This window comes from Marinomonas sp. 5E14-1 (assembly GCF_039939215.1).
Classification (GTDB): Bacteria; Pseudomonadota; Gammaproteobacteria; order Pseudomonadales; family Marinomonadaceae; genus Marinomonas.
In genome coordinates, this window is the sequence record NZ_JBDXMW010000025.1 from 1 (window position 1) to 10,766 (window position 10,766).

Below are 10,766 nucleotides of genomic sequence, written 5' to 3' on the forward strand. Positions count from 1 at the left end.
TGGTAGAAAAGTGATAAATCAGCCACATTACTGACTGATATTGGGCTTTTAAGAATATTAAGGCGTGTAGCTCGACTTGATCGCATGTTCCTTAGTGTTAACCAAAAAGGCTTAGACATCAGACCTAAGCCGCTGATTACTATTAGCCAAGTTAGTTTATTGTAGAATTTAGGACGTAACAGCTCAATGAGTTTTAAGAGCCTGTCCCACCACAAATCAAGTGATTTATTCATTCAAATACATCTCCGCCATGTCATCTAGCTTTGCCTTTACTTCTTTCCAGTTTGGCATTACTTGGGTTAATAAGCGCCAGAATCGTTCACTGTGATTGTGTTCAGCAATGTGGCAAAGCTCATGCAATATCACGTAATCAATACATTCTTTCGGGGCTTTCACAAGGTGAGGATTGAGCATCAAGTTGCCTTTGGTTGAGCAGCTTCCCCATTGCTTTTTCATTGCCATGACACGAAATGAAGGAATACCAGTTACCCAGGTGGCTTTTGAGAGTAATTCAGCTAGTCGCTCATGAAAAATGGCTTTAGCTTTGCGTTGATACCACTTGTCGATTAGCGGTTTAATTTTCACCAACCGATCATCAGTATCGCTGCTGACTTCGTGTTTGAGTGTGACATTTAATTTGCCACGGCTTAGCTTCACATTGGGCACTTGCTCGGCATCATTGATGATCTTTAATACATAGCGCTTACCTAAGTAAAACTGTGTTTCACCACTCACATAACGCTTAACTAAAACAGTGTCTTTTTGCTTTGCAAATTCATCAATGCTTTGCCAAATCCATCTGGCACGCTTATGCATGGCATCTTGAATAGCATCATCACTTGCATCATGCGGCACTGTAGCCACAACACGCTGATCAGGGTGAACCTTAATAATTACCTTGCGTGCTGGTTTTTTAGTATTTTCAGTAGGCTTGGTTTTACGAATAACATCATAGTAAATGGTGTCGTTACCATAGGTAAAAACACCATGTTCATTGGTTGTTGTTCGGCTTTCTTTTGAGCAAATAGCGGCAGCAATGGCTTGTTTTGTCACTCTCGTTAGCCCCTTGCTAAGCCTAAGCGAGTGATTTTAAGTACTTCTTCAATCAGCTTTTGAGCGTTATCAAGGCCAAGATCAGCAAATAACAGCGGCAACAGTTTCATGTGAATGGCGTTTTCAATTTCTGCAGGGTTAATGGAATACTCAGCAACCGCATCATTCACTATGGCATCAATATCAAAAGCAAGCGCTACCAGCTTATCGTTATCCAGTGTTTTTTCAGTTAAGAGTTCAGCATCAAATAAGTGTTTAAACAAACCAAAATAAGCTTGGGCATGCTTGTTTAACTTGCCTGCATCATCTACAAAGTCATTGGGAACATCAGCCACTTTGCGGTCTTTTACTTCTTGCTCAAAATCAGCGAACAAAATGTACTGCTTAACAGGGGCATCAAACATGGCTTTGGCATCGTCAATGGCCTTTTTCAGCATCTTAGAAAAGTACTCTTGTGCATAAGGGTCATCAGCTAAGTCTTGCTCTATCATTTTGGTAATACGGCCAGTGATTTTATCCGTTTGGTTACGGGCTTCGTCATTACTCATGTCTTGCGGCTTAATGTCTTTTCCTAGGTTACCTACCAAGTAAGCTCCATCAGGTTCTTTCACTTCAATACCGGCGATATGTTTATCAAGTAAGCTGCGGATTTCTTCAGCATATTCATCATAATTAATGGTTTCGTCAGCTAACTCCATAACGCTCTTGCGTAAGCTTACAAAAGCTTTTAAATCAAGTTTGTACTGTTCACGCTTGTTGTCGAATGACTTATCTTCAAAGTAGGTGGCAGACTGCAGTGCTACCTTCATACAGCTAGAGAATGCTTTCAAGGTATCATAAAAGTCTTCACGTTTTTTAAGGTTTGTATCAACAAGACTTCCATTAATTTCTTGTATCTTAGGTGCGAGTGCTTGGCTCAGCGATGCAGGCTGTAGTTTGTTTTTCACCCCTTCAAATATCGCCCATAAGTCGCTGTGCAGTCCCGGAAGCTTTTTGTATTCCGTATCCATGCGGTTATACAAACCTTTCAGATCATCAATATCAAAGCCGCCTTGGGTGCGTTCTGCAAGGTCTTGGTACTTTTCTATCGTGGTATCAAGCTCTTTTAATATGCCTCGGTAATCTATTAAGTAACCAAACTGCTTTTTGCTATGTAATCGGTTAACACGGGCAATCGCTTGTATTAGGTTGTGCTCTTTTAGAGGCTTATCGATATAAAGCACAGTGTTCTTTGGCTCGTCAAAGCCTGTCAGCAGCTTATCAACTACGATCATGATGTCAGGGCCATCATCTCTGCCAAAGTCTTCAATAATGGCTTTGGTGTAGGCTTTTTCGTCCATTTTATTTACGTTAGCTTTCCACCAATTTTGTACGATGTCCTTACTTTCCTGATCAACCGCCTCGTGACCCTCACGAGTATCTGGAGCCGACATCGCCACAACCGATGTCACCGTGCCTATTTTATCCAATGCCTTCTTATAACGAATTGCAGAGGCTTTGGAGTCACAAGCCAATTGGCCTTTTAAGCCTTGCTGTTTAAAGTTTTGGAAGTGGTCGGCAATATCATAAGCAATCAGGTCAATTCGACCTTCAGTTTGGTAGATCTGACCTTTCTGAGAAAACTTCTTCTTTAAATCCGTTTTTTGCTTATCGGTTAGTTTGCTGGTGCTGCGTTCAAACCATGCATCAATGGCTTTGTCGTTAACGTTCAGCTCTGGAATGCGCTCTTCGTATAACAGAGGGGTAACGGTTTTATCTTCAACCGCTTGCTGCATGGTATAGGAGTGGATGATCTTACCGAATTTGTTTTCGGTCTTATCGTCTTTTAATAGTGGCGTACCCGTAAAAGCAATATAGGCTGCTTTAGGCAGCGTCTGCTGCATACGGATATTATTTTCACCGTTCTGGCTACGGTGTCCTTCATCTACTAATACAATAATATTCGGGCTATCGTTATAGCAGTCTTTTTGTTTAATCGCTGAGCCAAATTTGTTAATGATCGAGAAAATAACTCGCTCATTGCCTTTACCGATTTGTTCGGCTAAACGCTTACCAGTGGTCGCCATTGCATCTTTTTTATCTCGGTCAGTTAATACACCGCCTGATGCAAAGGTTCTGCTTAGCTGATCTTCCAAGTCTACACGGTCTGTAACTATGATCACACGGCATTGTGCAAGCTCTTCAAGCCAGATAAGTGCTTTGGATAAAAACACCATTGTAAACGACTTGCCACTACCTGTGGTGTGCCAAATAACACCGCCTTCACGGGCACCTGAATCATCAAATGTGTTAATGCGTTCAACAAGTGCTTTTATGCCAAATACCTGCTGGTATCGAGCGACAATCTTGCCTGCTTTTTTATCGAACAAGGTAAATAAGCGAGTCATATCCAATAAGCGCTCAGGGCGAAGCAAGCTAACAATTAGCCTATCTTGATCGGTAACAGTTAAGTCTCCTGCTGTAACCAAAGATAGATAGTCATCTTTCGCTTTAGCTGGGCGATGTTTAAACAGTCCATCTAATTGTTCATCGCTCAGTTTATGGTTTTTTAACCTGACAAATTCCGCTTCAGGTATTTGCTCCTCTTTCCACTTCGCCCAGAACTTCTCAGGGGTGCCGCAAGTAGCATATAAACCTTCATGCCCATTTACTGCTAGTAGTAATTGGCTATAGGCATACAAGTGAGGAATTTCAGCCTGACCTTGGTTTCGAATGTGCTGCGAAATCGCCTCAGCGTTGGTCGATTTACCTTCTTTATTGGAATCAGGGCGTTTCGCCTCGATAACCACTAATGGCAACCCATTCACAAAGCACACAATATCTGGAATGCGATTACCAGTGCCTTCGGCATTTTGAACTACTAATTCTTCAGTAAAATGGAATTGGTTATTATCAATGTTGTGCCAATCAATAAGCTTAATGGTGGGAGAGGCTTTTTTGCTGTCTATGAATTCAGTAACACCAATGCCATACATGAGTGCATTGTAAATTTTCTCATTAGCGGCTTTTAGTCCTAAATTCATAGAAGGGCTCAGCTCATGCATTACTTTATCAATGGCTGATTTTGATAATTTGTATTGTTTACCTGCAAACGAAAATGTCTGTTTCACTAAAAATGCACGCATGACAGACAGCAAAACAACCTGATGAGTAGCTTTCTTAGCGTTGGCTAGGGTATTCCTTCTTAGCTCTTCGCATTCAGCTGGTGGAATAAACTTATAGCCAAGGTTGGCCAGAAGGGTTAACGCTGGGATCTTAGAGCTCGCTTCTTCTGTAAAGTTAGCTGCTTGTTGTGTCGTTATTTCCATATCGAATGTTCTCTCCAGTTGCCAGGCATTCCCATTGCTGCTCGCCACTGTTCATTATGAGCAAGTAGGCCAAGGGCTTGATTTACTTGTTGTGCCCAATCTTCACCATTACCTGTAGCTCTAAGTAGATGCCTTAGCATGAGTAAAATATAAAAAATTCTATCATTTCTCGGTGTTAGGGGAGGAAGCCAATGAATATCTTTTGTCTGGTCTGGCTTGATTGCGAGGCTTCTGTTCCATAAACGACCGTGATGAGCGCAAATGTTTCTTACATAAGTGAGCGTGTGTAGCCAGCCGCCAAGCTTTTTATGGTGGAGATTAAAGTGCTGGGCGATCGATTTTTTATCTTCAATTCCTCTTTTTCGATCATTTATTAAACCACCATATCCAAATGATAAAGCGCCTAATGACATTACTTCTGTCAGCATCCAAATGGGAATCAAAGGAAAGTTTTGATAAGTGTTTTTGTAGTGATCGATAAATTCGTCTTTTGAACGGTGCACTTCAGCTTGTAATTGAGTAAGCCACTTATGATGATCAAACTTATTGTGGAAATTGTTCTTGTCTGTGTATCCAAAGGCACCGTATTTATGCCCTACATGGTAAGTGAATTGAGTGCGAACAGAAACTTCGACCCTTTCAATGGCGTCTATGACTAAAGAACGCAATTTTCGATCTGTTTCATATAGAAAAAGAGCATCTTCAAAAAAAGTATCTTCTTCAAATTTGTCTAACACTTGTTGTGGGAAGGCTCTATCACGAAGTCTAAAAGGGTACCAATATGCACTTAAGCGATAGTAGCTAATATTGGCTAATGTACTTTCAGCGAAGGGCTTATCCTTGAACAACATACCTTTATTTTTCAGGTGATTCACTTGTTCAGAAAAGGTAAGAGAGGGCTTAGTGTATGGAGTTAAAGGCATGTACTAGCCTTTTGTGTGTTCGATTGGTGTTTTTTAGACGAAAAAAAACCGCCAAGGTTGCGCGTTACATCTTTAATCAAAGAAAAAAGAGCACTAAGCGTGACGGTTATGTTGCAGTAAGTATGGTTAAAAATGACGATCTCGTCAACCTGAAACGTATATCGGATCATTTTTTAAGCCTTTCTTATTCGTTTAGAGATAGAGGAGACAAGTTGTTTATTGCTTCAAAAGTCGCAACAAATTCATTTGTTATTCCCTCGATCGACAGCTCATTGATAGGCCATCTAAAGCATTTGCTTCCGCCGGAGTGCCAATGATTAACCGCTTTATTTGCTAGGGATTCATGAAGGCTTCCAAGTTCTAGCCCTTCATCCTCTGTTTGAATGTGAATTTGGATGAATATATGTTTTCCCGCATTGCGTGGATCGTCATCTGCTATGTCTACAGACGGTGCGCCAGTGGCGAAAAGTACCACTTCTGTTCTTTCATCTTCGCTATAGAGAATCGTGGTAGGTAAACCGAACCAAGAAGACTTTTGGCTACGTAATATGCCGTTTAGCTCCGGGTGCTGTTCTAGTTTTGTATGGGCTTTGTGTTGGACGCTTTGTAAGGTGTTTTTGAGTAAATTCCAAGCCTGAGATATTTCGCCAAGGTGTGTCAAAACAAACTCTTCTTGAGCGTTATTTTGTTCTTCGTCGTTCACAAGGTTCTCCAAATGCAGTAAAAAATCCTTTAATACCAAAGACCATTTATTAAACGGAGCATCAAAAAAATGCTGCTGTAGTCGCTTTTTTATCTCATTAACTAATTGGTGAAAACTTATCCCACACCAGCGAGGGTGAAGAGGGGCGTTATCAACTTTTCCATCAGGGGATAGAATGACAAAAACTGCCTGTTTTTCTGTCTCATCTGTTAAATCATTATCTTTATCGACTGCTTTTTTTGTCCTGATTACGCTGTCTACATAGGCTTCATACTCATCAAAAGGGTTAATTTGCTGATGATTAACCTTACTTTCTATCGCGATAATCCATTCATCTGAGCTTAATAATAAATCGATACGTTTGTTATTTTTAGTCGTGACTTCTCGCTGTGGCTTCCCATGGGCTTGTGCATACTGAAGGCCCTTATAAATGGCGTTTTGTCTTATTAAGCTGACAAGGCTTGATATTACCAAGTCATTCATACCGTGAACTTCTGTAGTGTTGCAAAAGAAGCTTAGTACCTCAGTCATTGGGTTCTCGAAATGCCCACGACTTCCAATATCAAAAAGAGTGGTTTCTCGTTTTATTTTGGGGAGTTGCTTAAACTTATCGACTAAAGCGATTAACTGTTCAATATCCATTTTGATGTATTCCCTAATATAAACTCTAAGCTTGAGTTTAAGTAGATTAGCACTTAAACGATATGGTTACTATCCGATACTACTTGCCTGTTCAGAGGCAGAATCTAGTGTACGCCCTTGATAATCATGCAACGTTACCCCTTGCTCTGTTTTCCAGTCTACCCAACCATTAGAACTGGCTAGTAACAAAAACATCGAGGCACCGCTTGGTGTGGGGAACAAGTAATCTCGCTGAAATACAAAGCGACCATTTTGCTCTGCAATAACCCCTTTGGCTAATAGCTGGTCGCGCTTATCATAAAACCGTTGCTCTGTTTTGCGCTTAGTCGTCATGGGAGCGGATGAGCCTTTTAGCACCACCATGCCCTCATTGGTGTAGATGCCCTTGGCATCGACACCAGTGCGGCTGCAAGAAAATACCTGTTCAGTTTTAGTGGGTGATGTTTCTGTCAGTGGTTCAAAAATAGGATAGCCAAGGGTTGCTAATAACAAGCTACCAATTTCATGAATTTCATCGCAATCGGCTTTAAGCGGAACAGGTGTATGTGGCTTTTGCCCACCATTACCATTGAGTAGTTCATAGCGCTGGCAATGCTTTGCTTTTTCTATCGACAGTGATTCTAAATACAGCACATGGGTTTGCGTTAAGTTATTGGTGAGCGACACCAAAACTAATGCACGCTCCCAATCTTTCTTTTCGTCTTTGTAGTGCTGCATCAATCGGCTGCCCACATCGCCCGACTGACCAATATATAACTCGTCTTTGCTATCGCCAGAAACTAAAAAATACAAGCCAACCTGCTTGGCTTCTGGCATTTTTACAAATTCGGCAATATCACTACGAGGCACTTCAATTAAGCGAATAATCGAAGTGGTTTGCTCGGCAAAACGAATACCCGCAGGATCGCCTGTAGGTAAGAATATCTGAATGGTGCGAGGTCGCTTGTGTGTGATCATGCTGCCTCCTTGTCATCCACTTTTACTCTGCGCTTGCCAGTTAATAGTTGCTGCATCAGCGCTTTTTTCTCTTGTTTGAGATCAGCAAGCTGTTGTTCTAATAGCTCGATTTCTTTGTCTGCATTGGTTAGTACTGAAGCTATTTTTTGCTGTTCTTCTAATGATGGCTTAGGTAACTTGATTTCTGAAAAGTACTTATAACTTATAATTTTCCCATCTCGAATACCTTCAAGACGACTCTTCATTGCTTGAATGAAAATATGAGATTTAAGGTGATACTTATAGAAAGCATCTACAATTTTTATTTTCGGATATAAAATGACATAGGCTGGGCTACAAATACCCTTGTATCTAGAGTACTCAATGCCACCTTGGAAGCTTCTTAAGCTGATGATGAAGTCACCTTGTTCAACAACTTTATACCCTGAAATACTTTCCTTAGTAACAGATACATTATAATCAATAAATTCTCTAGGAATCGCACCTTGATCTTGAGTAATCGCTAATATCGGTAAATCAGAATCATGCTTTTTGTTTGATCTAGTTAGAAATATATTTCCTGCTCGAACGTAATCCCACTCACTTTCAAACGTTTTACCTGAATCATCTAGTAGGCGCTTTTTACCCGTGAGCAGTTGTTGCATGAGTGCTTTTTTCTGCTGTTTGCTGTTGTCGATTAGGCGCTCGGTGGTGCTAATCGCTTTATCCCAAGTGGATAGGATTTTGGCGATTTTTCGTTGTTCTGAGAGTGGTGGTAGCAATAATGGATATATTTTAAAATCAGAAGTGTTTAGGTTTCCTTTACCACCACCAACGACAAGTCTTAACGCTTGGTACTCACCATAATCTGAATTCAATACATAATTTAAAAACCAAGAATCCAAATCCTTTGCTTTGGGCGTTACAATTAAAGTCGTAAACGTTTGTGCTAAATTATACTCTTCAGGAACGACACAAGTTAGACCTACATTTGAACCAGTATGGACAGTGATCACATCGCCTGCTTTAACTCTTTTATTAGGATGCTTAGATGAGAATTCTTCGCTCAAATAAAGCATTTTTGAATCATCAAAATATCCTTTTTTAATATTTAGGTTTCTAATGATAGGTATTCCAACATCAGTATATGCTTCGGTAACAGAGGTCGCTAAACCTACTGCAACCCTTTCTGAAACATCATTTAGTACAACTTTTCTCCATCCACTAGGCACCATAACCTAACTCCTTTAAGTAGCCTTCCATCTCTGCTTCAAGGGTTTGCAGCTCATTTTTAAGCTGAACACGCTCAGTGCGTACTGCCACTAAATCAATTTCAGCTTCTTCTTCAAAGGTATCAACATAACGAGGAATGTTGAGGTTAAAGTCGTTCTCTTTGATTTCATCAAAACTTGCAAGATAGGCGTATTTGTCAACGTTTTCACGAGCCTTGTAGGTATCGATGATCTTTTGAATATTATCGTCAGTTAGTTGGTTTTGGTTTTTGCCCGATTTAAACTCACGACCGGCATCAATAAACAATACGCTTTTATCTGATTTTTGCTTTTTGAATATTAAAATCGCTGCTGGTATGCCTGTACCGAAGAACAATTTTTCTGGTAGGCCAATGACGGTATCTAGCAAGTTTTCTTCAATCAGTTGTTGACGAATTTTGCCTTCACTTGATGCTCTAAATAACACACCATGCGGCACTACTACGCCCATTCTTCCGCTTTCAGGTTTTAGCGTTTCAATCATATGACTGATAAACGCATAGTCGCCTTTGGTTTTAGGCGGAATGCCACGTCTAAAGCGCCCATAAGGGTCGTTGCTGGCATCATCATGTCCCCACTTATCAAGTGAAAATGGGGGGTTGGCTGTCACTACCTCAAAGTGCAGTAAGCCGTTACCGTCCTTCTCTTTTAGTAGTGGGTTACGAATGGTGTCGCCCCATTCAATGCGGTGGTTATCTTCACCGTGAAGAAACATGTTCATTTTGGCGAGTGCCCATGTAGAGCCAATGGCTTCTTGACCAAATAAGGCGTATTTTTTAGAGCCTGAATTTTTACGTACCATAGCGCCACATTTGAGAAGTAGTGAGCCACTTCCTGTACATGGGTCACATATTTGGTCGCCTTCAACTGGCTCTAAAACCGTTGCTAAAAGGGTTGAGACTTCTGGCGGGGTATAATATTCGCCAGCGGTAGCGCCACTGCCAGCGGCAAAGTGTTTAATAAGGTATTCATAGGCATTACCGATGATATCTAAACTGCCCACACGCTCTGAGCTTAAATTTAAAATGTCTTTACCAAAGTCTTCGAGCAAGTGACGAAGTAAATCGTTCTTTTGTTTTTCTTGGCCTAGGCGGTCAGTGTTAAAGCTGATGTCTTGGAATACGTTTTTAAGCTTACTGCCGTTAGCTTCTTCAAGTGCGTGTAGGGCTTTATCGATACGCTCACCATTGCCTGCTTCATAGCGTTTTTCGTATAAGTCCCAAAAGCTCGCGCCTTCGGGTAATACAAAACGCTGCTTAGACATCATGGCGTGAATTAAGTCTGGGTTATCACCATACTGCGTAACTAATTTGTTGTATTCGTCTTTGTATACATCAGAGATGTATTTTAAAAACAGCATGGTGAGGATGAAGTCTTTGTAAGTATCGGCACTGATCACACCACGGAAGGTGTCACAAGCAGCCCATACTGCTTTATTGATATCATCCTGATTGATTTGATTGGTTGCGGTCATATTTTTTAAGTCCTTATTATTGATTTTTAATTCTATTTTGTGTTAGTCAACGCTTTCAAGTGCGTGAATAGCAATGGCTTCTAGTTGTTGTTGCCTATTTTCAATAAGCTTTTGTAATACTTTTTGCTCTCTAACACCGCAGCGAGTTGTTTTTGTTTCTCTAACTTAAGTACCTTAATAGGCACATTCTCCAACACTTGCCTGCGAATACTTCGGTACATTGAACCTTCAGCAGTCGCTTTGAAATAACGCTGTGCAGGTTGTTGGTTAAGTTGCCAACATAAGAAATCGGGCACGATCACATCTTTAAACTCAGGCTTTAAACGCACCACAAAAAAGTGTGGTGAGCAGACTGTGCGTTCTAAGGAACATGCGATCAAGTCGAGCTACACGCCTTAATATTCTTAAAAGCCCAATATCAGTCAGTAATGTGGCTGATTTATCACTTTTCTACCA

9 protein-coding genes are annotated in these 10,766 nt (G+C 40.8%); all 9 read right to left on the minus strand.

Annotated features, from left to right (window positions below):
• A partial coding sequence (locus ABFY09_RS15000; protein ID WP_347985086.1) for a hypothetical protein occupies window positions 1-233 on the minus strand: 233 nt, incomplete at its 3' end.
• Window positions 226-1,053 (minus strand): SprT family zinc-dependent metalloprotease, encoded by an 828-nt coding sequence (locus ABFY09_RS15005; protein WP_347985087.1) that lies wholly within the window; start codon window positions 1,051-1,053, stop codon window positions 226-228. The genes ABFY09_RS15000 and ABFY09_RS15005, both read right to left, overlap by 8 nt.
• Before the next feature lie 5 nt (window positions 1,054-1,058).
• Window positions 1,059-4,361, minus strand: a complete 3,303-nt coding sequence (locus ABFY09_RS15010) for an HsdR family type I site-specific deoxyribonuclease (RefSeq protein WP_347985088.1) — start codon at window positions 4,359-4,361, stop codon at window positions 1,059-1,061.
• Window positions 4,352-5,284, minus strand: a complete 933-nt coding sequence (locus ABFY09_RS15015) for an Abi family protein (RefSeq protein WP_347985089.1) — start codon at window positions 5,282-5,284, stop codon at window positions 4,352-4,354. Before ABFY09_RS15015 ends, ABFY09_RS15010 begins: the two co-directional genes overlap by 10 nt.
• Before the next feature lie 184 nt (window positions 5,285-5,468).
• Window positions 5,469-6,629 (minus strand): PD-(D/E)XK nuclease family protein, encoded by a 1,161-nt coding sequence (locus ABFY09_RS15020; RefSeq protein ID WP_347985090.1) that lies wholly within the window; start codon window positions 6,627-6,629, stop codon window positions 5,469-5,471.
• Window positions 6,630-6,698: 69 nt separating this feature from the next.
• Window positions 6,699-7,586, minus strand: a complete 888-nt coding sequence (locus tag ABFY09_RS15025; protein WP_347985091.1) for a GIY-YIG nuclease family protein — start codon at window positions 7,584-7,586, stop codon at window positions 6,699-6,701.
• Window positions 7,583-8,800 carry a restriction endonuclease subunit S gene (locus ABFY09_RS15030; RefSeq protein WP_347985092.1) on the minus strand — a complete coding sequence of 406 codons (1,218 nt, stop codon included), beginning with the start codon at window positions 8,798-8,800 and terminating at the stop codon, window positions 7,583-7,585. The genes ABFY09_RS15025 and ABFY09_RS15030 overlap by 4 nt, the downstream gene beginning before the upstream one ends.
• On the minus strand, window positions 8,790-10,310 hold the full coding sequence (locus ABFY09_RS15035) for a type I restriction-modification system subunit M (protein ID WP_347985093.1): 1,521 nt from the start codon (window positions 10,308-10,310) through the stop codon (window positions 8,790-8,792). The genes ABFY09_RS15030 and ABFY09_RS15035 overlap by 11 nt, the downstream gene beginning before the upstream one ends.
• A gap of 80 nt (window positions 10,311-10,390) precedes the next feature.
• Window positions 10,391-10,690, minus strand: a complete 300-nt coding sequence (locus tag ABFY09_RS15040) for a hypothetical protein (RefSeq protein ID WP_347985094.1) — start codon at window positions 10,688-10,690, stop codon at window positions 10,391-10,393.
• Between the last annotated feature and the right edge of the window lie 76 nt (window positions 10,691-10,766).